This window comes from Kitasatospora sp. NPDC005751, assembly GCF_040630835.1.
Classification (GTDB): domain Bacteria; phylum Actinomycetota; class Actinomycetes; order Streptomycetales; family Streptomycetaceae; genus Kitasatospora.
In genome coordinates, this window is sequence record NZ_JBEXYC010000072.1 from 1 (window position 1) to 21,802 (window position 21,802).

The 21,802-nt window shown below is 75.4% G+C and carries 17 protein-coding genes and 1 riboswitch; of the genes, 7 read left to right on the top strand and 10 right to left on the bottom strand.

Features of this window, described 5'->3' with window-relative positions; genetic code table 11:
- Nucleotides 1-309: 309 nt before the first annotated feature.
- Complete coding sequence (locus ABZ497_RS33145) at nt 310-447, top strand: hypothetical protein (RefSeq protein WP_359810898.1); 138 nt, start codon at nt 310-312, stop codon at nt 445-447.
- Nucleotides 448-888: 441 nt separating this feature from the next.
- Nucleotides 889-1,914 (top strand): chitinase, encoded by a 1,026-nt coding sequence (locus ABZ497_RS33150; protein ID WP_359810901.1) that lies wholly within the window; start codon nt 889-891, stop codon nt 1,912-1,914.
- A 22-nt stretch (nt 1,915-1,936) separates the two neighbouring features.
- On the opposite strand, the gene ABZ497_RS33155 is transcribed toward ABZ497_RS33150, so the two are convergent.
- Nucleotides 1,937-2,515 carry a flavoprotein gene (locus ABZ497_RS33155; protein ID WP_359810904.1) on the bottom strand — a complete coding sequence of 193 codons (579 nt, stop codon included), beginning with the start codon at nt 2,513-2,515 and terminating at the stop codon, nt 1,937-1,939.
- A 188-nt stretch (nt 2,516-2,703) separates the two neighbouring features.
- On the opposite strand from ABZ497_RS33155, the gene ABZ497_RS33160 reads away from it, so the two are divergent.
- The 3 genes from ABZ497_RS33160 (at nt 2,704) to ABZ497_RS33170 (ending at nt 4,919) form a co-directional block, all read left to right on the top strand.
- Entirely contained in the window at nt 2,704-3,093 is a 390-nt protein-coding gene (locus ABZ497_RS33160) for a BlaI/MecI/CopY family transcriptional regulator (protein WP_359810906.1), read from the top strand.
- On the top strand, nt 3,090-4,034 hold the full coding sequence (locus tag ABZ497_RS33165) for a M56 family metallopeptidase (RefSeq protein ID WP_359810908.1): 945 nt from the start codon (nt 3,090-3,092) through the stop codon (nt 4,032-4,034). The genes ABZ497_RS33160 and ABZ497_RS33165 overlap by 4 nt, the downstream gene beginning before the upstream one ends.
- A gap of 258 nt (nt 4,035-4,292) precedes the next feature.
- A complete protein-coding gene (locus tag ABZ497_RS33170; protein ID WP_359810910.1) occupies nt 4,293-4,919 on the top strand; it encodes a MarR family winged helix-turn-helix transcriptional regulator in 627 nt (208 codons plus the stop codon).
- 192 nt (nt 4,920-5,111) lie between these two features.
- Here the strand turns inward: ABZ497_RS33170 and cobF are convergent, their stop codons facing one another.
- Nucleotides 5,112-5,870 carry a precorrin-6A synthase (deacetylating) gene (gene cobF / locus ABZ497_RS33175; protein WP_359810912.1) on the bottom strand — a complete coding sequence of 253 codons (759 nt, stop codon included), beginning with the start codon at nt 5,868-5,870 and terminating at the stop codon, nt 5,112-5,114.
- 304 nt (nt 5,871-6,174) lie between these two features.
- Nucleotides 6,175-6,398: riboswitch (cobalamin riboswitch) on the top strand.
- 137 nt (nt 6,399-6,535) lie between these two features.
- Between cobF and metE the strand changes: the two genes are divergently transcribed.
- Nucleotides 6,536-8,845, top strand: a complete 2,310-nt coding sequence (gene metE / locus ABZ497_RS33180; RefSeq protein ID WP_359810914.1) for a 5-methyltetrahydropteroyltriglutamate--homocysteine S-methyltransferase — start codon at nt 6,536-6,538, stop codon at nt 8,843-8,845.
- Here the strand turns inward: metE and ABZ497_RS33185 are convergent.
- The 8 genes from ABZ497_RS33185 to ABZ497_RS33220 all read right to left on the bottom strand — a co-directional run bounded on the left by ABZ497_RS33185 (nt 8,739) and on the right by ABZ497_RS33220 (nt 21,108).
- Complete coding sequence (locus ABZ497_RS33185) at nt 8,739-9,185, bottom strand: SDR family NAD(P)-dependent oxidoreductase (RefSeq protein ID WP_359810915.1); 447 nt, start codon at nt 9,183-9,185, stop codon at nt 8,739-8,741. The two genes, metE and ABZ497_RS33185, sit on opposite strands and share 107 nt — an antisense overlap.
- 18 nt (nt 9,186-9,203) lie before the next feature.
- On the bottom strand, nt 9,204-9,761 hold the full coding sequence (locus ABZ497_RS33190) for a GNAT family protein (protein ID WP_359810918.1): 558 nt from the start codon (nt 9,759-9,761) through the stop codon (nt 9,204-9,206).
- A 171-nt stretch (nt 9,762-9,932) separates the two neighbouring features.
- Nucleotides 9,933-11,633: a peptide-N4-asparagine amidase gene (locus tag ABZ497_RS33195; protein ID WP_359810920.1), complete on the bottom strand. Its 1,701-nt coding sequence runs from the start codon at nt 11,631-11,633 to the stop codon at nt 9,933-9,935.
- 192 nt (nt 11,634-11,825) lie between these two features.
- Nucleotides 11,826-15,701 (bottom strand): amino acid adenylation domain-containing protein, encoded by a 3,876-nt coding sequence (locus ABZ497_RS33200; RefSeq protein ID WP_359810923.1) that lies wholly within the window; start codon nt 15,699-15,701, stop codon nt 11,826-11,828.
- A gap of 199 nt (nt 15,702-15,900) precedes the next feature.
- Entirely contained in the window at nt 15,901-16,659 is a 759-nt protein-coding gene (locus tag ABZ497_RS33205) for an SOS response-associated peptidase (protein ID WP_359810925.1), read from the bottom strand.
- 179 nt (nt 16,660-16,838) lie between these two features.
- Nucleotides 16,839-17,453, bottom strand: coding sequence for a GNAT family N-acetyltransferase (locus ABZ497_RS33210; RefSeq protein WP_359810928.1), 615 nt, complete (start codon nt 17,451-17,453; stop codon nt 16,839-16,841).
- A 140-nt stretch (nt 17,454-17,593) separates the two neighbouring features.
- Nucleotides 17,594-20,335: an ABC transporter permease gene (locus ABZ497_RS33215; protein ID WP_359810931.1), complete on the bottom strand. Its 2,742-nt coding sequence runs from the start codon at nt 20,333-20,335 to the stop codon at nt 17,594-17,596.
- Nucleotides 20,332-21,108 carry an ABC transporter ATP-binding protein gene (locus ABZ497_RS33220; protein ID WP_359810933.1) on the bottom strand — a complete coding sequence of 259 codons (777 nt, stop codon included), beginning with the start codon at nt 21,106-21,108 and terminating at the stop codon, nt 20,332-20,334. The genes ABZ497_RS33215 and ABZ497_RS33220 overlap by 4 nt, the downstream gene beginning before the upstream one ends.
- Before the next feature lie 453 nt (nt 21,109-21,561).
- Between ABZ497_RS33220 and ABZ497_RS33225 the strand changes: the two genes are divergently transcribed.
- A complete protein-coding gene (locus tag ABZ497_RS33225) occupies nt 21,562-21,798 on the top strand; it encodes a hypothetical protein (protein WP_359810936.1) in 237 nt (78 codons plus the stop codon).
- Nucleotides 21,799-21,802 lie beyond the last annotated feature (4 nt).

A 21,802-nucleotide genomic window follows, 5' to 3' on the forward strand; every position in this document is an offset into this window, starting at 1 on the left:
CGCGGCGTCTGCGCGACCCTCGACGCCGGCACCGCCCACGGCCGGATCCACAACACCCTCCAGAACACCACCGGCACCGACGCCGCACTCACCATCCGCGCCACCACCTCCCACGGCGACATCACCGCCCGCAGCCTCTGAACCGCCCGCAGCCTCTGAACCGCCCGCAGCCCGGTCATCAGGCCGGCGGTCGTGACGTCCCATCAGGTGAATTTCGCGGCGGCCGACCCCCGCCGACTCTTCGCAAGGGAACGAATCGACGCAATCGAGGCCGTACCGCCCGCCTCACGCTGTCGAGGGAGCACCCCCGTGTCGCGTTTCCCGCACGCCAAGAAGTTCGCCGCCGTGCTGTGCGGCTCGCTGATGCCGGCCGGCGGGTGCTTCGTCGGGAGCTCCAGCGGGGTGGGGGACAGGCTCGGGGTGGCGTTCCCGGCCACCCGGGACTGACGCCCGTCGGCCCCGGCGCCCTGCGTCCGCCCGGGTGGGGCCGTCCACGGTCCCGCCCGCGAGGACCGAGGGTCTCGCCCGCCACCTCCGCCCCCCCGCACGACACCCGCTCCGGCGTCCGGCTCTGAGCCGGGCGGCCTCCTCGGCAGCCTCGGGGACCACCGATCCAGGATCAGAAGAGAGAGCAGCACCTTGCCCAGTCCCTTCCGTCCGAGTTCGTTCCTCCCCCCGCTGGCCCTGGGCGCGGCTCTGCTGCTCGTCGCACCGGCCCATGCGACCGCCATGCCGGGCCTCGCCGTCGGCTCCCTGCCTCTCGGTACCCCGGCGGTCGGCGGTCACCCTGTCGCTACCCCCGCCGTCGGAGCTGCGCCGCCCGGTGCCACGCCCCCGGATGCCACGGCTGCCGGCCCCCCGCCCCCGGCTCCCGTGCCGCTCGGTGTCGTGCCCGCGAGCGCCGTCTCCCGCGGCTCCACGGGCCCGGTGCGGCCGCCGATCCACCACCGCCCCGGGTTCCCGGCCCACTTCACCGCCCCCTACCTGGAGACCTGGAACTCGCCCGACGCACTCGCCGAGGTCCGCAGGAACACCGGTCTGAGCTACTTCACCCTCGCCTTCGTCGTCAGCGACGGCGGGTGCAACGGCGCCTTCGACGGCACCATCCCCGTCGACGACCCGGAGTGGCTGTCGGCCCTGCGGGGTCTGCGGACGGCGGGCGGCGACGCGATCATCTCCTTCGGCGGGGCCGGCGGGCGTGAACTCGCCCAGGCCTGCGACACGGTGAGCGCCCTGAAGGCCGCCTACCGGCGCGTGGTGAACACCCTGGGCGTCACCAGGATCGACCTCGACATCGAGGGCGCGGCGCTGGACGACCAGCAGTCCGACGACCGCCGCAACCAGGCGCTCGCCGAACTGCAGCAGGAGTACCGCCTGCTCGGCCGCCCGCTCGACGTGGACTACACCCTGCCGGTCAACCCCTGGGGTCTGTCCGACAACGGGGTGTGGCTGCTGACCAACGCGCGGCAGCACGGACTGGACGTGGACGTGGTCAACGTCATGACGATGGACTACGGGCCCGACCTCGACATGGGCGCCGCCGCGATCGGGGCCGCGACCGGACTGCACGAGCAACTCGGGCGGCTCTGGCCGGAGAAGAGCCCCGAGCAGCTGTGGGCGATGCAGGGCAACACCCCGATGATCGGGGTCAACGACGCCGTCAACGAGGTCTTCTCCACCGAGGACGCCGCCCGCCTGGCGAGGTTCGCGGCCGAGAAGGGCATCCGGCTGCTCGCCTTCTGGTCGGTCGGGCGGGACCGGCCCTGCGCGGTGGCGGGCACCCTCTCGGAGCGGTGCAGCGGCACCGCCCAGGATCCCGCCCACTTCTCCCGCATCCTCGACCCGTTCCCGCGCACGCACTCCCGGCCGTGGACCGCCCGCACCCCGGACGCCTTCCGGAAGACCCCCCGGTGACGGTGACGGTGGCGGCGGGCCGTTACTCCCGGCCCGCCGCAGCGATCACCGGGCGGAGCAGGTCGAGCACCCGGGTCCAGTCGTACGCGGCGCCGGCCCCCTCGGCCTTGGGCTGGTGGGGGGTGGAGTCACCGATCAGGACGCCCATCGACCGGAGTCGGGTCAGGCTCTCCGCGTAGGCGGGGTGGGCGGCCTGGGCGGCGTTGAGGTAGGGCTGGACGGCCACCGGGATGCCCAGGCCGTACGCCTCGCAGAGGATGCCGAGGGCGAGGGTGTCGGAGATGCCGGCGGCCCACTTGTTGATGGTGTTGAACGTGGCGGGCGCCACCGCGATGGCGTCCGCCGGGGGCAGCGGCCGGGGGTCGCCCGGCGTGCGCCAGGCGGAGCGGATCGGGTAGCCGGTCCGGGCTTCGACGGCCGTCCGGTCGATGAACCCGAGTCCGTTCGGGGTGGCGATCACGCCGACTCCCCAGCCCTCGGCCCGGGCGGCGGTGATCAGCTCGTCCACCCCGCCGGCGATGCCCGACGCGCAGACGACGATGTAGAGGAACGGCTCGCGATGTGCGCTCACACCTGAACTCCCGACTCTCCCGGCCACCATGGCGAAGCCCCAGGGCGGCGCTCCTGCGGCCAGTCTGCCCGGCCGGTGGGGCCAGTACAGTTGGGTGAGGCATACCTTACGAACATCCGACCGGATCGTCTACGACCATGTAGTCGGCCGTGGTGAGGGCGCAGGCGTCGCCGGGTTCGCTGTACGTCTGCCCGGCGGCGCGGCCGTGGACGGGAGACATGGTGGACGACAGTCGGGACACGAGGCGGCCGCACGGCGAGCTGGTCGCGGACGTGCTGGCCGTGCTGTGGGCGGCCGAGCGGCCGCTGACGGCGCAGGAGGTCAACGAGGCGCTCGACCGGGGGCTGGCCCGGACGACGGTGGCGACGGTGCTGGGCCGGCTGCACGAGAACGGGACGCTGCAGCGCAGCCGCCCGGGGCGGGGCTTCGCGTACGCGCCGGTCGCCGACGCCGCCGGTCTGGTGGCCGGGCGGATGCGCCGTGAACTGGAGAGCGACCCGCACCGTGAGCTGGTGCTGAAGCGGTTCGTGTCGTCGCTGTCCGAGGGGGACGAGGAGGTGCTGCGGCGCCTCCTGCTGGAGGCCCCGGACGGAGAGGGCCGCGCATGACCCTGGCCCTCGCCCTGGTCGCGCTGACGCTGCTGGCTCCGTGGGGCGCGGCGCCCGCCGCCCGCCGGCTGGCCGCGCTCCTGCCGCCGCGCGAGGCGTCCGTGGCGCTGACGGGTGCGGCCGTACTGCTGGCGGGCGGCACCGCGGCGGCGCTGGTCGCGCTGTTCCACGTGCCGTTCCTCGCCTCGATGGAGCGGGTCCCGCCGGCGCGCGTGCTGGAGCGGTGGCCGGCCGTCGTGCCGGTCTCCGGTGCGGCCGGGGTGGTGCTGGCGGTCCAGGCCGTGCTGCTGGCGCGCCGCTGGCTCGCCCATCGCGCGCTGCTCGCGAAGGCCTGGGCGTCCACCGGTGACGGGGTGGCCGACGGCGACGTGCTGGTGGTGCCGGGCGGCGACGCGGAGGCCTTCGCCCTGCCCGGCTTCCGCGGGCGCCCCGGGCGCGTCGTGGTGACTTCGGGCATGGTGCGCGAACTCGGTCCGGCGGAGCGCGAGGTGCTGCTCGCGCACGAGCGGGCCCACCTGGCGGGGCGCCACCACGTGCTGTCCGTCGTCACGGACCTCGCGGCGGCGGTGCACCCGGCGCTGCGGGGCCTGCGGGAGGCGCTGGGCTTCCACCTGGAACGGTGGGCCGACGAGGCCGCGGCCGGGTCGGTGGGGGACCGCCGGCTGGCGGCGACGGCGATCGCGCGGGCGGCGCTGGCCGGGTCCGCCGCCACCCGGGCGGGCGGGAGCCGGAACCCGCTGCTGTCGGTGGGCGCCGGTCCGGTGCCGCGGCGGGTCGAGGCGCTACTGGGGTCGGTGCCGGTCCTGCCGCGCGGTCGCGCGATGCGGGTGGGCGTGGCCTGGCTGGTGGCGGTGGTGGCGGTGTCGGTGCTGGTCCCGGTGCTGGCGTACGGGCTGCACGAGTACGTGGAGTACGCCGCGCGGGCCGTGTCGGGCCGGTGACGGGGCCGTTGTCGGCGCCGGCCGCCGGCGGCGGGGGAGTGGGTGTCGCGGACGACATCGATGTAGACCGATCGGCGCGGCGCGGCTATCGTTGGCCTCGGTGCGCCGTGCGGCGCGATGCGGCGCCGTGCCCGGCGCGGCGCGCGAGCGGGTTTCGCGGCCCTTCGGTGATCGGCGTTCGGCAGCGTGGCGTGGCGTCGGTGGTCCCGTGACCCCCGCCGGAGGTGGTGCAGCCCTCCACCAGCGATTGGATGCGACGTGTACGACAGGGGGAAGGGATCGTCGAGTCCCTTCGAGCAGACCGTCCACCTCCTGTCGGCGGCCGGCCGGGCGGCGGACGCCCTGCTCGCGGCGCGCCTGGAGTTCCGGGGGATGAGCCCGGCGCACCTGTCCGTCCTCTCCACGCTGGCCCGGCTGGGCCCGCACGCCCGGCCCGATCTGGTCGCCGGGATCGACGGGGGTGCGGTCGACACCGCGCAGACCCTCGACGATCTCGTCGCGGCGGGCCTGGTGCAGTCCCTGTTCGTCCAGGTCGGCGGTCGGCACGAGGTGCTGACGCTCACCTCCTCGGGGCAGCTCGCGCTGGAGATCCTGCACAGCGACGAGTCGGCCGTGCAGGACGACCTGCTGGTGTCCCTGACGCGCGGTGAGCGCACCCAGTTGAACTCCCTGCTGCGGCGGGTGTGCGCCGCCGCCGCCCGTAGCGGCTCGGCGGGTTCGGCTCCGCGCCGGGCCGCCGACTGGGTCCTGACCCGCGAACGCCGTACGGAGTGGGCCGTCGAGCGCGAGGGCGCCGGCGGGGCAGCCGGGGCGCCCGGGGTGGCCGGCGAGCGGTCCGAGGACGTGGCCGACCGGGACGACGGCGGGGCCCCGGCCGGTTCGTAGCCGTCCCGCCTCACCAGGTGAAACGGGCGCCGCGCGCTACTGATCGGTCACCCCGGCCGCCCCGGTCACCCCGGCCGCCTCGGCGACGGGGCCGGCCTGCTCCGGGCCGAGACGTGGCGCCGCTTCAGTCCGGTCGCGAGGATCTGCGTCGGCGCGGTCACCGTCGCCGGCCTCCGGCTCGGCCGGAAGCCGTCAGCTCCCGGAGCGGCGGAGGAGGTAGGTGTCCATGATCCAGCCCTTGCGTTCGCGGGCCTCGTCGCGGAGCGCGCGGATCCGGGGGGCGGTTTCGGCGAGGGGGCCGGCGACGAGGATCTCGTCCGGTGTGCCCAGGTAGGCGCCGTAGAAGATCTCCAGCCCCTCGGGGTCGATCCCGGTGAACGCGGCCCGCCCGTCCAGCATCACCACCACGTCGTCCACCTGCTCGGGGAAGCCCTCGGCGAGACGGCGGCCGGTGGTGATCTGCAGCGGGCGGCCGACCCGGGTCAGGGTGGTGCGGTGCCGGGCGGCGAGCGCCGAGACGCTGCTGATGCCCGGGACCACCTCGTACCCGAAGGTGGCGCCGCCGCGGGCCAGGACCTCGTCGATCACGGCGATGACGCTGTCGTAGAGGCTCGGGTCGCCCCAGACCAGGAACGCGCCGGTCTCCTCCGGGCCGAGGTGTTCGGCGACCAGCCGCTCGACCAGGTCGGCCCGGCGGGTGCGCCAGTCGTCCACGGCCGCGGTGTACGCCGGGGTGGCGCGGTCCCGCTCGGCGTCCGCGACCTCGATGACGCGGTGGCCCGGGCGGCCGTGCTCGGTCAGCAGCTGCCGGCGCAGCCGGATGAGGTCCTGCCGTTCCTCGTTCTTGTCGAGGATGAAGAAGACGTCGGTGCGGGCGAGGGCCTTGACCGCCTGCAGGGTGAGGTGGTCGGGATCGCCCGCCCCGATGCCGATGAGGAAGATGTGCCGCATGACAGTGATTGTGCCGTGCGGCTGCCCGTCCGCCGGGCGCGGCCGGTCCCGGGCGAACCGCCGGGTGGGCCGCGGAGGACCGGCCCGGCGGCGCTGTGACGTCATGCACGCGCCGTCGACCCGGCCTCTCGGGGGTCGGCGGTGAGCCCGAGTACCCGGCGGCGGAGAGGCGTCCACTCCTCCCGTCGTGGTCCGCGGGACTGCTCGGGTTGCCGGGGTGCTCGGGCGGTGCGGACCGCCGGAGCCGTCCCACGCCGCCATCCGCGATCCGGACAATCACTGACGCGCCGTCGGTGATGGGCCTAGGGTGGGTGGTGCAGTCGGTTCGCCGTGTCCTCCAGCCACGGCGTCGCAAGAGGGAACCCGGTGGGAATCCGGGACTGCCCCGCAGCGGTGAGTGGGAACGACCGCCGTCACATGCACTGGGCCCAGCCGGGCCCGGGAAGCGACGGCCAGTAGGTGTCCGGCCTGGGAGCCAGGCGGACGTGCCCGCGAGTCCGAAGACCTGCCACTGCCCGCGTGCACCCCGCACGCGGTGATCTCGGTGACCTCGAGGGCGGGTCGGCGGAGCGGGCGGGCCCACCCCGGTGCCGTGCCCCCACTGCCGTACCTCCACGCCGTCGTGCTCTCCCGGGATCGCAGCGCGACTCGCGAAGGAGAGTTCCGTGTCACCGAGTTCCACCACCCCGCAGGCCACCGTGTACGGCTACCCGAGGCAGGGCGCCGACCGGGAGCTGAAGAAGGCCGTCGAGGGGTACTGGGCGGGCCGCGTCGACGCCGCCGCCCTGCACGCCACCGCCGCCATCCTGCGCCGCGCCAACTGGCGGCAGCTGGCGGACGCGGGCATCGCCGAAATCCCCACCGGCGACTTCTCGCTCTACGACCACGTCCTGGACACCACGGTCGCGGTCGGCGCGATCCCGGCCCGCCACCGCGCCGCCGTCGACACCGACCCGCTGGACGGCTACTTCGCCATGGCGCGCGGCACCCAGGATGTCGCACCGCTGGAGATGACCAAGTGGTTCGACACCAACTACCACTACCTCGTACCGGAGTTGGGTCCGGACACGGTCTTCGCCGCGAACTCCGCCAAGCCGGTCTCCGAACTGCGTGAGGCGCTCGGCCTCGGCCACCGCCCCCGGCCCGTGCTGGTCGGACCGCTGACCTACCTGCTGCTCGCCAAGCCCGCCCCCGGCGTGGCCGCCGACTTCCGGCCGGTCACCCTGCTGGACCGGCTGCTGCCCGTCTACGCGGAACTCCTCGCCGACCTGCGGGCCGCCGGCGCCGACTGGGTCCAGCTGGACGAGCCCGCGCTCGTCCAGGACCGCACCCCGGCCGAACTGAACGCCGCCACCCGCGTCTACCGCGAGCTCGGTGCGCTCACCGACCGCCCGCAACTGCTGGTCACCAGCTACTTCGACCGGCTCGGCGAGGCCCTGCCCGTCCTGGCCAAGGCCCCGATCGAGGGCATCGGCCTGGACTTCACCGGCCCCGGCGCCGCCAACCTCGACGACCTCGCCGCCGTCGGCGGAGTGCCCGGCAAGCGCCTGGTCGCGGGCGTGGTGGACGGCCGCAACATCTGGATCAACAACCTGGAGAAGTCCCTCGCCACCCTCGGCACGCTGCTCGGTCTGGCGGACCGGGTCGACGTCGCACCGTCCTGCTCGCTGCTGCACGTCCCGCTCGACGCCGACCTCGAGCGCGACCTCGACCCGCAGGTCGCCCGCTGGCTCGCCTTCGCCCGTCAGAAGACCACCGAGGTCGCCACCCTGGCCCGCGGCCTGGCCCACGGCACCGACACCATCGCGGCCCAACTGGCCGCCAACCGGGCCGACCTGGCCTCCCGTGCCGGCTCGGCGCTGACCCGCGACCCGGCCGTCCGGGCCCGGGTCGCCGCCACCGCCCCCGAGGACGCCCGCCGCGCCCCGGCCTACCCCGAGCGCGCCGAGGCGCAGCGGGCCCGGCTCGGCCTGCCGCTGCTGCCGACCACCACCATCGGCTCCTTCCCGCAGACCACCGACCTGCGCACCGCCCGCGCCGACCTGCGCGCCGGCCGCATCGACGACGGCACCTACCGGGACCGGATGCGGGCCGAGGTCCGCGAGGTGATCGGCTACCAGGAGAAGGCCGGCCTCGACGTGCTCGTCCACGGCGAGCCCGAACGCAACGACATGGTGCAGTACTTCGCCGAGCAGCTGACCGGCTACCTGGCCACCCGGCACGGCTGGGTGCAGTCCTACGGCACCCGCTACGTCCGGCCGCCGGTGCTGGCCGGGGACATCTCCCGCCCGCACCCGATGACCGTGGACTGGTACCGCTACGCGGCCGATCTGACGGACCGTCCGGTCAAGGGCATGCTCACCGGACCGGTGACCATGCTCGCCTGGTCCTTCGTCCGGGACGACCAGCCGACCGGCGACACCGCCCGGCAGGTCGCGCTCGCCCTGCGCGACGAGGTCACCGACCTGGAGGCCGCCGGCGCCGCCGTCATCCAGGTCGACGAGCCGGCGCTGCGCGAGACCCTGCCGCTGCGGTCCGCCGACCGGGCGGCCTACCTGGAGTGGGCCACCGAGTCCTTCCGGCTCTCCACCTCCGGGGTCCGCGCCGACACCCAGATCCACACCCACATGTGCTACGCCGAGTTCGGCGCGATCATGACCGCCATCGACCAGCTCGACGCCGACGTGATCTCCCTGGAGGCGGCCCGCTCGCACATGGAGGTCGCCCACGAGCTGGCCGGGGCAGGCTACCCGCGCGAGGTCGGCCCCGGCGTCTACGACATCCACTCGCCCCGGGTGCCGAGCACCGAGGAGGTGGCCTCGCTGCTCCGCGCCGGGCTGGCCGCGATCCCGGCCGAGCGGCTCTGGGTCAACCCCGACTGCGGCCTGAAGACCCGCGGTTGGACGGAGACCCGGGCCTCGCTGGAGCACCTGGTCGAGGCGGCCAGGCTGGTCCGCGCCGAACTGGGCGGCTGACACCGTGCCGGGGTGGGCGGCGGTCCGGCCCCCGGCCCGCCGTCCGCTCCGGTCCGTCCGCGGTGGTGAGGTCCATGTGGAGCGGAAGGACGTCGGTCGTGCGGCCGAGCGCGGTGAGGTCCTCGGTCACGGTCCGGGAGGCGGCCGGCACGCTGACGCCCTCGGCGGCGAGGACCCGGGTGACGGCGAGGCCGATGCCTTTGCCCGCCCCGGTCACCACGGCGGCCTCGCCCGACAGGTGCAGGTCCATCGTCGACTCCTCCAGCGCGCTGCCGGCCGCCGTCCGCCCGGCCGGATGCGGCCCAGGCTGGAACCATCGCAGCTCTGCCCCGGGCCGCATCCGGGCCTCGGGGGCGGGTCAGACCCGGTCGGAGGCCAGGTCGGCCGGGGTGGTCCACTCCTCGGCGAGCAGGCCGAGCACGACCTCGTCGCGGTGGGCGCCGTAGGCCCAGGCGGAGCGGCGCAGGGTGCCTTCGAGGGTGAAGCCGGCGCGGGTCGCGGCGGCGATCATCGGCAGGTTCTCGGCGAGGGTGTCGATCTGGAGGCGGTGCAGGCCGCGGACGGTGAAGCCGTAGTGGCACAGCAGCGCGACGACCTCGCGGGCCAGGCCCCGGCCGCGGAGGGCGGGGCGCAGGGCGAGGCCGAGATGGGCGGTGCGGTTGTGGGTGTCGATGCCCCAGAGGAGGGCCTCGCCGGCGAGGTCGCCCGAGGGGAGGGTGGTGACGGAGAAGCAGGCGGCCTCGTCCGAGGGGGCGGCGACCGCGTACGGGGACCCGGCGGCGCCCGGGGAAACGGGCTGCCAGGGCCGGGAGTCGGCCCGGGAGCGGGTGGCGACGTCGTCGTACAGCTCGGCCTGCAGGACGGGGACGTCGGCGTCGTGTCTGGCCCGGAGGGCGACTTTGGAGTTGTGTAGCATGTCACATTGCTATCAGGGTCGGTGCTGCCCGCACCAGCGAATTCCCGCGCACCGGGCGGGTGATGGAGTTCCCGCCGGGGCCTGCAGGCGGCCCGCCGGGGCCTGCGAGGCGCCCGCCGGGTCGCACCGCTCCGCCCGGTGCGGCCGGAGCGGTGCGACCCGGCGCCGGATTCACCCCCGGTCGGTCGGCCAGCCGTCCACGGTGGTGAGGGAGCGGTGGTACGGGCCGTCGGGCCCGGTGCTGCGGTAGTCCTCGACGGAGCCGCCGGTGCGGACGGTGCTGTCGCCGTCGTGCCGGTGGGCGGTCGGGCGCAGGGTGTGGTCGACGCCGGAACGCTCGGTGGTCCGGCCGCCGACGGTGCCGGTGGTGTCCCGGTGGTAGCCGAGGTTCATGGTGGTGACCTGGTCGCTCGCGCCGGCCGTGTCGTGGGTGACGCGGTAGTCGACGTCCAGCGGCTCTCCCTCGTGCACGGTGGTGGTGCGCCGCGGCCCGTCGCCCCAGGTGCTGGTGGTGCGGGTCAGGTCGGTGCGGTTGCGCAGCGTCAGGTCGTTGCCGCTGTCCCGGAACCCCTGGGTGGAGCCGAAGACGAGGGTGTCGCGGACCTCGGTGGTGACCCGGCCGTGCGAGGTCTGTACCCAGCCGCGGGCCCGGTCGTGCCGGCCCGCGGTGACGGACCAGTCGCCGCTGCCGCCGCCGTGGTCGGTCAGCGCGGTGGAGACGGCGGCCTCCGGGGCGACCGCGTGGTCGGTGAGCGCCCCGGTGGTGCGGGCGGCGCCGTGGTCGACCTCGGCGAACAGGTTGACCTGGCCCGTCCAGGCGTCGTTGCCCTGGGCCTCGGCCGCGTTGACGGTGATGCCGACGGCGTGCGGGCGGCCGTCCAGCAACAGGCCGACGTATGGGGTGAGGTCGAGCCGGTAGGCGGGCAGGTCGAAGGCGAAGATGCCGGGGGTGGGCCGCCAGAGCAGCGGGTCCCAGCCGCCGGTGTAGATCACGGGGTACGGCCAGACCGCGCCGGCCACCCGGCCGTCCACGGTCAGCCGCAGCTCGCGGAACGGGCCCTTGCCGCAGGCGCCCAGCCCGGGGTTCGCGCCGACGAACGCGTCGGGCGCGGAGGCGTACGCGAACTCCTCGCAGGCGCCGCCGCCCCGGGCGTACACCTCGGCGGTCAGGCGTTCCAGGTTCGGCGGGAAGGCGAGGTCGCGGGTGGCGGCCGGGGCGGCCTGGGTGAGCCCGAACGGCCCGGTGGTGAGCAGCCGGTCGGCGGTGCGGGCGGCGGGCCACCGGGCGGAGGTGGTGTAGAAGGTGAGCTCGGCGGTGATCCGGAAGACGCCGGTGTAGGTGGCGTCGGTGACGTTGGCGAGGTCGAAGGCGAACGGCTGCGGGCCGCCGGCGAACAGTGGCGCGTACCGGGTGACGTCCCGTTCGACCGTCCATCCGATGCCGTCGGCGGAGGGCTCGGGGGTGGAGGAGAGCAGGACCTCCACGCCGCCGATCCGGACGGTGAACAGCCGGTCGAACTGCCGCCCGGCGACCTGCCCGTGCAGGGTCAGCACGACCGCCGACCAGGGTCCGGCGCAGGCGGCGGGCGGGGTGACGGTGGCGGTGTACGGGGTGTCGGGCGGGTTGCCGTAGCCGTCCCGGAACGGCTGGTCGTGCATCGCCTCGACGGTGCAGGCGCGGGTGTCCGGCCGGGTGAGCGGCTTCGCGGCGGTGAGCGGGTCGTGGTAGTCGGTGCCGAAGTCGGCGTGCGCGGGGCCGGCGGCGGTCAGCGCGCCGGTGAGGGCGAGGACGACGGCGCCGAGCAGGCGGGCGGCCCGGCGGGCCGGGCCGCCGGGCCTCGGCCCGCGGCGGATCAGCGGGGGTACGGCCAAGGGTCTTCCTCTCCTCGGCCCGGACGGGCGGTCCGGGCGGCGCCCCCGACAATGGCATGTCATCGTCAATCGGTGAAGAGGGGGCGGCCGGCGGGACGGTCCGGCACGGCGGCGCCGCCGGGCGGGTGATCACCCGGCGGCGCCGGTCCGCCGGCGGCCCTCCCGCTCCGCCGGAACGGGAGGGCCGACCGCTCAGCCGGCCGGCCGGGCCCGGATCGCGGCGACCAGTTCGCCGACGCCCCGCTCCCTGAGCACGCCGTAGTGGTCGCCGCTCAGTTCGACGACGACCGGCGGCGCGGCCGAGTACCCCGAACTCCCCTCGATGAAGGAGTAGTCGTCACCGGCGGCCTTGACGATGGTCACCGGCGCGTCCAGCCGCCGCTGCGCGAGTTCGCCGAAGCTGTAGTCGAACTCGTAGGTCTCCCCGACGATCCGGGCGATCCGGCGGATCAACTCCTCGCCCAGCTCCGGCAGCAGGCGGTGCACGAAGGCCGTGAAGCCGTCCTCGTCGTGCGCCTCGGCCAGGCAGGCCTCCAGGTCGGGCCCGCGGACCGAGCCGGCGAACACCGAGTAGAGGATCGCCACGTAGGCCGGGTCGCGGTACGAGGCCTCGCGTCCGTGCCGCTCGCCGCCGCCGCGCCGCAGCTCCGGATTGCCGGGGCAGATCAGCAGCAGGTCCGCGACCCGCTCGCCGGCCTGCTCCAGCTGCCAGGCCGTCTCGAAGGCGACCCGGGCGCCGAAGGAGTAGCCCCACAGGGTGTAGGGGCCCTCCGGCCGCACCCGGCGGATCTCGGCGAGGTCGGCCGCGGCCATCTCCCGGATCGTCGGGTACGGCGTCTCACCGGCGTTGATGCCGTGCGCCTGGATGCCGTAGAACGGGCGGCCCACGGTGCTCCCGAGCAGCCGCAGGTTCATCGGGTAGCCGCCGAGCCCCGGCCAGCAGAACACCGGGTCGCCGGTGCCCGCGCGGTGCAGCGGCACCAGCCGCGAGCCGGGCTCACCGGTGTCCTCGTCGATCCGGGCGGCCAGGTCGGCCAGCCTCGGGCTCTCGAAGAGGACCTGCAGCGGCAGCCGGGTGCCGAACTCCCGGTTCAGCCGGTTGATCAGCGCCACGGCGATCAGCGAGTTGCCGCCGGCGGCGAAGAAGTCGTCCCGCACCGAGACCTCCTGGTACCTCAGCGCCCCGCCCCAGGCGGCCGCGAGCCGGTGCTCGGTCGGCGTCGACGGCGCGACCTTCGGCCCGCCCGCGTCCGCCGTCCGGACCGCCGCACCGGCGGCCAGCGCCTTCGCGTCGACCTTGCCGTTGGCGGTCAGCGGCAGCTCGTCCAGGACGAGCACCCGGTTGGGGAGCATGTAGTCGGGCAGGACGGCGGCCAGTTCGTCCCGGACGATCTCGGCCGGACCCTTCATGTGGACGGCGTCCTCGATCATGCCCTCGCTGCGGATCTGCTCCTCGCTCACCCTCCCGCCGAGGAAGAAGTACGACGGGCCCGGCGCGATCCCGCAGGAGGCCAGCACCGCGTCGATCCGCCGGGCGGACGGCAGCGGGTGCCCGGTCTTCGAGCTGTAGCCGGAGGACATGAACCCGAGGCCGAGGGCGAGGCCGCCCCGCTGGAGCCGGTGCAGGGCGGTGCCGAGACCGAGGTACTCCAGCCACGGCTCCTCGGCCCGGCCGACGGCGGTGATGCCGAAGCCGGCCCGCTCGTACACCTGCTGGTTGATCGCGATCACGTCCCGCGACCGCACCAGCTCGTCCGAGATCCGGGCCAACCCGCCGTCCGTCCAGCGGTACTGGCCGGCGGCCAGGCCCTCGACGCCACCGGGGTGGGCCTGGACGTAGTACTCGGTGCGGTCCGCCGCCGGCCGGCCGTCGGCGGGCACGATCGCGAAGGTGCCGAGGTAGTGGTCCTCCTCGGCCACGTCCAGCCCGGCCCGGACGGACGGCAGCAGGCCGACCGGCCGGACGGCCAGCCCGTGGGCGGGCAGCACCTCCTCGAACACGCCCAGCATGTGACCCGCCTCGAACTCCAGCACCTCCAGGATGTTGTTCCGGTAGACGGGCGCGATCGCGCGCCGCTTGCCGAGGAAGTGGACGGTGAGGCCCGGGCCGCCGGTACCCTCGCCGACCCGGACCAGGGTGTGCTCGACCGGGTGGTAGTAGTACACGCCGGCGTCGAGGCCGCCGGTCCCGCCGGTCTCCAGGTACAGCTGGGTGGCGTACAGCGCGCCCGGGGAGGCGTACGCGTACTTCGGCAGCAGCCGCTCCGCGCTGTGGAACTGGCCGAACCACCGCAGGATCACGCCCAGTTCGGCGAGGTCCGGCTCGCCGTTGCGCGGCGCGACGGGGCCCGCCGGGGCGGCCGGCGGTGCGAGCAGCGCCAGCAGGTCGTCGCGGGTGACCCGGCCGCCCTCGTAGAAGCGGTAGGTCTTGCGGGCGAAGGTCTCGCGCCGCTGCCGCTCGCTCTCCCGCCCGCCGGGCAGCGCCACCACCGGCCGGCCGGCCAGTTCGGCGGCGTCCCGCACCCCGGGGTCGGACAGCTGCGCCCGGACCTGGAGCCGGCTCGCCTTGGACCGGTGGTGCCCGCCGTGGCTGCCCTGGTCCATCAGGGCCGCCTCCTTGGGGTTCAGTTCGACGCAGGCCACCAGGTTCCGGTGGCCCGTCCGGGGGTCGTCGGTGACGATCGCCGCCGCCCGGCGGACCCAGGTGTGCTCCTCGACGGCGAGCGCGATCTCGTCCAGCTCGACCCGGTAGCCCCGCAGCTTGACCTGGTTGTCCACCCGGCCGGCGCACTGGAGCGTGCCGTCCGGGTTCCCGTGGGCGAGGTCCCCCGTCCGGTACAGCCGCTCGCCCGGGAGGTGGGGCGAGGCGACGAAGCGCTCCGCCGTCAGGTCGGGCCGGTTCAGGTAGCCGCGGGCGAGCTGGACACCGCTCAGGTAGAGCTCGCCGGTGGCGCCGGGCTCCACCGGCGCCAGGTTCCCGTCGAGCACGAAGCAGTGGGTGCGGTCGACCGGCACGCCGATCGGCACCGACCCGGCGTCCTCACCCACGGTGGCGGGGTCGACGAGGTGGGCGGTCGCGTTGATGGTGCACTCGGTCGGCCCGTAGAGGTTGACCAGCGCGGCCTGCGGCAGCTCGGCGGTGAGCGCCCGGGCGAGCCGGCGCGAGAGCGCCTCGCCGCCCGAGTACAGCCGCCGCAGCGTGCCGCAGTCGCCCAGCCGCTCGGTGTCCAGCAGCGCCTGGAGCAGGGTGGGCACGCACTGCAGCGTGGTCACCCCGTACTCCCGGACGGTGTCGATCAGGGCTTCCGGGTCCCGGTAGACGCCGGGGGCGCCGAGCACGACCCGCGCGCCGCCGGCCGGTGCCAGGATCTCCCACTGCGCCGCGTCGAAGCTCATCGGCGTCTTCTGCAGCACGGCGGCGTCCGGCCCGAGGTGGCCGCCGGCGACCAGCCAGCGCAGCTGGGACACGATGCTCCGGTGCTCGATCATCACGCCCTTGGGGCGGCCGGTACTGCCGGAGGTGTAGATGACGTAGGCGAGCGACTCCGGCCGGGGGCTCGCCGGGCCCCGGCTCTGGTGCGGGAACGGGGGCGCGCCGTCGGCTCCGGCCGCGCCGGGTGTCCCGTGCGCCGGGTCGGAGCCGGCGGGGACGAGGATCCGGGTGCCCGGCGGGACGAGTCCGGCCAGCCGGGTGCGCAGGTGCTCCTGGGTGACGATCACCCCGGTCCGGCTGTCCTCGATCATGTAGCGGATCCGGTCCTCGGGGTACTCCGGGGACAGCGGCAGATAGGCGGCGCCGGCGTAGAGGATGCCCCAGGCGCCCACCATCAGCTCCGGCGAGGGGTCGACGTAGAGGCCGACGCAGTCGTCGGCCGCCACGCCGAGCTGGTGCAGGTGGGCGCCCAGGCCGCCGGCGGCGGCGCGGAGGTCCCGGAAGCTGAGGTGTGCGCCGCGGCCCGTCACGGCGACGGCGTCCGGCCGGTCGGCCACCTGCCGGTCGAGCAGGTCGGGCAGGCAGCGGGCGCGGCGGGTGTCGTGGAGGGTGAGCTGCGCGGACTGTGCGGACATGTGCGTTCCCCATCGGGTGGCGAGGACGGATGACGTCGCCCGTCGGGGCGGGCGTGTCATCCAAGCTCCGCCACCCGGTGTCCCGGCCGCCTGGGGCACCGGCCGTCTCTTCCGCCCGGCCGCCGTCCGGCCGCGCCCGGGCCATGTCCCGGGCGTCGCGCCCCGGCCCGGGACCGGCGGCCCGCCGGCGGGTGCTCCGTCAGCCCGGTCCGTCGCCGTGGCCCACCGGGTCCGGTACCGCGTCCAGCAGGGCGGCGCCGTTGTTGCGGACGCTGTTGACGGTGGTGGAGACCGCCCGGACCGCGAGTTCGTCCCCGGCCGGGGTGTGCAGGAGCCGCCGGAGCTCCACCGGGTCGTCGTGCTCCGGGTCGAGCCAGGCGTCCAGGTCGGCCGGGCCGATGGTGAGCGGCATCCGGTCGTGGACGCGGCCGGCCGCGTCGGTGGCGTCGGTGGTGATGATCGTGGCGGTGGTGAGCCAGGCCGCCGGGTCGTCCTCGGGCAGCGAGCGGTCCCGCCAGAACTCGTACAGCCCGGCCATCACCAGCGGGCCGCCGGCGCGGGGGTGGAGGTAGTAGGGCTGCTTGTAGGCCTTGCGGCCCTCGGCGGCGGGCACCCGCACCCACTCGTAGTAGCCGTCGGCGGGCAGGACGCAGCGGCGCTTGGCGAAGGCGGAGCGGAAGGCGGGCTTCTCGTGCACCGTCTCGGCCCGGGCGTTGATCAGCCTGGCGCCCGTGGCCGGGTCCTTGGACCAGGAGGGGACCAGGCCCCACCGCACCGGGCGGAGCCGGCGGGCGAGTTCGCCGGTCTCGCGGTCGACCCGTTCCAGCACCGTCCACACCGGGTCCGTGGGGGCGACGTTCCAGCTCGGCGCGAGGGTCTCGGCCGGGTTCCAGCCGGTCACCCCGAGCAGGCCGAGCAGGTCCTGGGGCGTGGTGGTGGAGACGAATCGGCCGCACATGGGCGCCACTCTGCCACCACCGGGCCGCCGGGGCCACAGGCGCGGGCCCGGCCGGAGGCGGTGTCAACCCGGGGCCGGCGCCCGGGCGCAGGGCCGTCCGGGCGTCCGGCGGGCCCGGTCCCGGCGACGGCGCCGCCCGCGCCGGGTGCGGGCGGGTGGGCGCCGCGCCGGGTGGCGGCTCAGTGGCGGGCCGGGCGCCACATGGTGGAGACGGTGTGGCCGGACGGGACGGTGATCCGGTCGAGTTCGGTGAAGCCCGCCCGGGCGTAGCGCTCGTTGTTGGCGGGGTTGCAGGACTCCAGGTAGGCGGCCGCGCCGAGGGCGTCGATCCGGGCCAGGTTCTCGGCGAGCAGGCCCATGCCGAGGCCGTGGCCGCGGTGGTCGCCGTGGGTGGCCAGCAGGCTCAGGAAGAAGTGCGGTTCGCTTCTCGGGTGGGCCGCTTCGAGGTCCGCGAGGATCGCGAGCAGGCCGTCGGCGGTGGCCCGGTCGGTGATGCCGACCAGGAAGTCCTCCAGGCCCTCCTCCTCGTCGGGGCTGAGGTCGTTGCCGCCGGGCGGGATCCACAGCGCGGCGGACTCCACGTTCGGCGTCACCAGGGTCCAGGGGTAGCGCAGGGCGGAGGTGGCGAACAGGCGCCACATCGCGGAGGCCTGGGCCGCCCGTCGCTCGCGGTCGGGGAACGCCGGGCCCCAGAGCGGGTCGTCGAAGAACGCGGAGGTCAGGGTGGCGACGATCGCGTCGATGTCGGCGGAGGTCGCGGTGCGGGCGGTCACGGGTGCGGTCGGTCGGTTCAAGACGCCACCTTCGGGAGGCCGGGAGAGGGTGATCGTCAGCGTACGACGGTGCCGGGGGCGCCGGGCGGGACGGGACGCGCGGACGGGCGCCGTCCCCCCGCACGGTGCGGGGGGACGGCGCCCGGGGGGCCGGTGCGGGCTCAGCCGAGCCGGCGGGTGAGCGGCGCGTCGGCGCGGGTGAACAGGACGGCCAGCAGTCCGGCGAACAGCGGGACGGCGACGGTGGTGAGCCCGATGTTCGCCCAGGGCACCACGATCGTGCTGCTGCCCGCCTGGTTGGCGACGTCACGGGCCATCAGCAGGGCGACCGCCGGGACGAAGCCGTTGATCGTGCCGAGGGCCGCGCCCAGGACGGCGATCAGCGCGCACTGGATGCCGGAGAGGGTCCGGCGGATCCCCGGCGGCGCGCCGACCGCGGCGAGGGTCGCCTGGTCGCGCCGGGAGTCGGCGGCGGCGAGGCCGGTGGCGATGCACGCGGCGCCGAGCACGACCAGGGCGGCGAAGCCGGTGAGGGCGATGGTCGGTACGTCGCTCTTCGGCTCGAACCCGCGCTCCACGTCGAGCAGGGCGCTCGGCAGGATGCGGTCGGCGGTGGCCGCGGCCCGCTGCGTCGCCTTGCGGTCCGGCGCGGTGGACGGCAGCCAGACCGAGCCGCTGGGCTTCGTCGTGAGACCCAGTCCGGTGATCGTCCGGGTGCCGATGACGCCGGCCCCGTACCGGGCGGCGGTCGGGTTCTCGACCACGACGGCGTCGACGGGGATCTCCCGGATCTCCTGCGCCGGGGCGGCACCCGGCTGCGGCGGGGCGGTGAAGCCACCCGTCAGCTGGAGCACGAGCTTGTCGCCGCTGAGCAGGGAGCGGTCGAAGACCACGGCCTTGCCGGCGGCCAGCGCCTGCTCGGCGGCCGGGTCGCGGACGGCGAAGGCGTTGTGCAGGACGGTCGCGTCGCCGACGACGAGGGCCCGGGAGCCGAAGCCGACCCCGCCCTTGACGGTGACGTTGCTGGAGCACTCCGCGCACCACGAGTAGACCGCGGTGCCGAGATCGGCGCGTTCCCCGAGCTCGGGCAGGTCCTGCTCGATGGCCGCACGTACCTGGGGGAGCAGCGGGCTGTCGGTGAGCACGCCGAGCGAGACGGAGTTGACCGGGCTGTGCGGCCGGTAGGAGGCGGCGTCCATGACGTCGCTGCTCGCGGTGTAGAGGCCGATCGCCACCGAGCCGGCGACGGCGGCCATCACGGCCGCGATGGCCGGGGCGGTGCGGCCGCGGTGGCGGGCCGAGTCGCGCAGGGCGAGCCGGCCGCCGAGCGGCAGGAACCGGGCGAGCCGGCCGCAGAGGGCGATCAGTACCGGGGTGAGGGCGAGCAGGCCGAGTTCGGCGGTGGCCGAACCCGCGAGCACCATCAGGGTCATCTTGTCCAGGCCGGCGAAGACCGGGATGCCCCGGCCGGTGCCGTCGTTGGTCCCGACGGCGAGCAGCGCGACGGCCGCGCCGGAGACGAAGAGCACGATGCCGGCGGCGGTGGTCCAGCGGCTCGGCGGCTTGACGGTGTCACGGCCGGTGAGGCCGGCGGTGACGCTCTGCCGGGCGGCCTGGAGGGCGGGCAGCGCGGCCGCGAGCAGCGCGGTGACCACGCCGACGACCGCGATGGCGAGCAGGTCGGGCGCCTGGACGCCGAAGTGGCCGAACCGGCTGCCACCGGTCTCCTCGATCCACGACCGGGTCAGGGCCACCAGGCCGGTCCCGAGCACCACACCGGTGACCGCGCCGACCGCGCCGAGCACCAGGCCCGAGCCGAGGACGACGGAGGCGATGTGGCCGCGGTCGCCGCCGCTCGCGCCGATCAGGGCGAGCTGCCGGCGCGACCTCCGGGCGCCGACGGCGAAGGCGGGCCCGGCGAGCAGGGCGACCTCCAGCAGGGCCATGCCCGCGACGGTGCCGACCACCACGGTCTTGTCGGAGCGCAGCGGGCTGCTGGAGCCGAACTCCAGCCGCTGGTAGGTGATCTGGGACTCGGACGGCGGGTCGAGCGCCACCGCGCGGGAGGTCGCGGTGAAGCCGTACCGGTTCAGCTTCTTGACGCCCTCCCAGTCGAGGGTCGCCCCGGCGGGCAGCTTCAGCAGCCAGGCCGGTTTGCCCGGGGTCGAGCGGTCGCCCGCCCCGGTCGGGGGCTTGGCGGCGGCCGGCGCGGCCGCGGCCAGCGGGGCGAGGACCTCGCCGGGGCGGCCGACGAACTCGACCTTGGCGAGGTCGTCGGGGTGCTCCACGACGCCGGTCAGGGTGAACGGCGTCTTCTCCAGCCCCTTGAGGGTGGTGGTCTGACCGAGGCGCAGGCCGGACTCGGCGAGGAACTCCCGGGTGACGGCCGCCTCGTGCGCGGCGTTCGGGGTGCGGCCCTCGACCAGGTCGAGCCGGCCCTTCCAGACCGGATCGGTGAGGTCGGCCTCGGCGGTCTCGGTCCGGACCAGGCCGTTGGGCGAGCCGGCGCTGGCGTTGAGACCGGCGGCGGCCGGCAGCAGGGTCGAGCCGGGCAGCAGCTCCTTCAGCAGCGCGGCCGGGTCGGCGCCGGCGCTGCGGGTCTGCTCCGGGGTCGGTCCCTGGTTGGCCCGGACGCCGATCGCGAGCGCGCCGTCCTCGGCGAACGGGCGCTGCTGGACGGTGCTGCCGAGCTCGTAGGCGGTGACGAGCGCGTCGGCCCCGCCGGCCAGCCGTTCGACCCGCTCCACCGGGGCGAGCTGGCCGCTGCGGTAGACGATGTCGGCGCCGGCCACGCCGAGCACGGGCAGCGAGATCATGGCGATGACGAGGGCGCTGCGGCCCTTGGCGCGCAGGGCGTCGCGGCGGGCGATCCGCAGCGCGACCTTCAGCGGTCCGAGCTTCATCCGGTGGCCTCGATCCGGTTCCCGTGGCGGGCGGCCATGGTCTGCAGGCCCTCGACGCTGCGGCCGAAGCCCTCGTCGACGATCAGCCCGTCGCGGAGGAAGACGACGCGGTCGGCCCAGCTGGCGTGCCGGGGTTCGTGGGTGACCATCATCGCGGCGGCGCCGGCGTCGCAGCGGGCCCGCAGGACGCCCAGGACGGCTTCGCCGTTGGCGGAGTCGAGGGCGCCGGTGGGCTCGTCGGCGAGGACGAGGCGGCGCTCGCCGACCAGGGCGCGGGCGATGGCGACGCGCTGCTGCTGGCCGCCGGACATGTCGTCGGGGTAGCGGCCGGCCAGCTCGGGGATGCCGAGTTCCTCCAGTGCGGCCAGTGCCTCACGGCGCGTCACCCGGCCGGAGACGCCGTCGAGTTCGCGCGGCAGCGCGATGTTCTCGGCGGCGGTGAGGGCCGGGATCAGGTTGTAGTCCTGGAACACGTAGCCGATCGAGCGCCGCCGGGCCGCGGCGAGCTTCTTGCGGCTCAGGCCGCCGAGTGCGACGCCCTCGACCAGGACCTGGCCGGTGGTGGGGGTGTCCAGGCCGCCGGCGAGGGTGAGCAGGGTCGACTTGCCGGAGCCGGACGGGCCCATCACGGCGACGAACTCGCCGGCCTGCACCTTGAGGTCCACGCCGCGCAGCGCGTGCACCTCGGCCGCGCCGCGGCCGTGCACCCGGGTGACGTTGTCCAGGTGCAGCACCGGGGCGGCGCCGTTCCTGGACGGACTGGTTTCGAACATGGGTCCCCCTTTGAGACAGGGCATCAGGAAGCCTTCGGCGGGTGGGGCGGGGCGCCTCCGGCCGGACCGGCTTTGCATACCCCGTATGTATATCGCACCTGCCGAGCAAAAGTATATGCAGGTTGCCGACATATCTTGTCCGCTGGACGGTCACGATTCTGTCCGGGCCCGGTCCGACCGCCGGCGGGGCGTCCGCGACCGCCCCGCCGGACCGCCCCGCCGGACCGGGCGGGACGGCTCGCGCCGTCGGGGGAGCGAGGCGGCAGGAGGAGGCAGCAGGAGCAGGAGGGGCAGCCACCATTCGGGCCGGCGGTCGTCAAGGTGCCGTCAAGGAAGGCCTGTTGTGCGTACGCCCCGCGTCAAGGCCGGCCCCGGCCGGGGTGGACGGGGCTCCACTGGAGCTGCGGGCCCGCACCCCGGCGGCCCGCCGGTACTTCGGAAGGAACGTCCACCGTGAGCGACACCCAGATCCTCTTCGGCCACCCCGGCGCCACCGCGGGCACCGCCGTGCGGCGCCCGCTCGCCGTCGTCGAACGCGACGCCGTGCCGCCGCGCCGCCGCGGCCTCGCCCCCGCGCCCGACGTCCTGGCCGGGGCGGACGGGGAGGGCGACGAGCCGTCCGGGGCGGCCGTCCGGCAGTGGCGCGGCCGGGCGGCGCACTGCCGGATCGCCCTGCAGTACCTCGACTGACGCC

Bases quoted from the DNA above. Each gene is read 5' to 3' on its own strand.
- ABZ497_RS33215 (WP_359810931.1), bottom strand. From the start codon at position 20,335: ATGAAGCTCGGACCGCTGAAGGTCGCGCTGCGGATCGCCCGCCGCGAC.
- ABZ497_RS33190 (WP_359810918.1), bottom strand. From the start codon at position 9,761: ATGCTACACAACTCCAAAGTCGCCCTCCGGGCCAGACACGACGCCGAC.
- ABZ497_RS33220 (WP_359810933.1), bottom strand. From the start codon at position 21,108: ATGTTCGAAACCAGTCCGTCCAGGAACGGCGCCGCCCCGGTGCTGCAC.
- cobF (WP_359810912.1), bottom strand. From the start codon at position 5,870: ATGCGGCACATCTTCCTCATCGGCATCGGGGCGGGCGATCCCGACCAC.
- ABZ497_RS33205 (WP_359810925.1), bottom strand. From the start codon at position 16,659: ATGTGCGGCCGATTCGTCTCCACCACCACGCCCCAGGACCTGCTCGGC.
- ABZ497_RS33160 (WP_359810906.1), top strand. From the start codon at position 2,704: ATGGTGGACGACAGTCGGGACACGAGGCGGCCGCACGGCGAGCTGGTC.
- ABZ497_RS33200 (WP_359810923.1), bottom strand. From the start codon at position 15,701: ATGTCCGCACAGTCCGCGCAGCTCACCCTCCACGACACCCGCCGCGCC.
- ABZ497_RS33165 (WP_359810908.1), top strand. From the start codon at position 3,090: ATGACCCTGGCCCTCGCCCTGGTCGCGCTGACGCTGCTGGCTCCGTGG.
- ABZ497_RS33185 (WP_359810915.1), bottom strand. From the start codon at position 9,185: ATGCGGCCCGGGGCAGAGCTGCGATGGTTCCAGCCTGGGCCGCATCCG.
- ABZ497_RS33155 (WP_359810904.1), bottom strand. From the start codon at position 2,515: ATGGTGGCCGGGAGAGTCGGGAGTTCAGGTGTGAGCGCACATCGCGAG.